This is a genomic window from Janthinobacterium sp. NKUCC08_JDC (genome assembly GCF_019345575.1).
GTDB lineage: Bacteria > Pseudomonadota > Gammaproteobacteria > Burkholderiales > Burkholderiaceae_D > Janthinobacterium > Janthinobacterium aestuarii.
In genome coordinates this window covers 1-232 of the sequence record NZ_JAHKQW010000064.1, presented here as the reverse complement: position 1 = coordinate 232, position 232 = coordinate 1, and the positions used below count along the sequence as shown (strand labels likewise).

Annotated in this window: 1 rRNA gene; it reads left to right on the top strand. The window is 48.7% G+C overall.

Features of this window, described 5'->3' with window-relative positions:
- Positions 1-232, top strand: a 23S ribosomal RNA gene (locus KO538_RS29130); the annotation flags it as partial.

The following is a 232-nucleotide window of genomic DNA, read 5'->3' as shown; positions in this document are numbered from 1 at the left end:
ATGTTGGCTTAGAAGCAGCCATCATTTAAAGAAAGCGTAATAGCTCACTGATCGAGTCGTCCTGCGCGGAAGATGTAACGGGGCTAAGCCAGTCACCGAAGCTGCGGATATCCTTTATTGGATATGGTAGGAGAGCGTTCTGTAAGCCTGCGAAGGTGTCTTGTAAAGGATGCTGGAGGTATCAGAAGTGCGAATGCTGACATGAGTAGCGATAATGGGGGTGAAAAGCCTC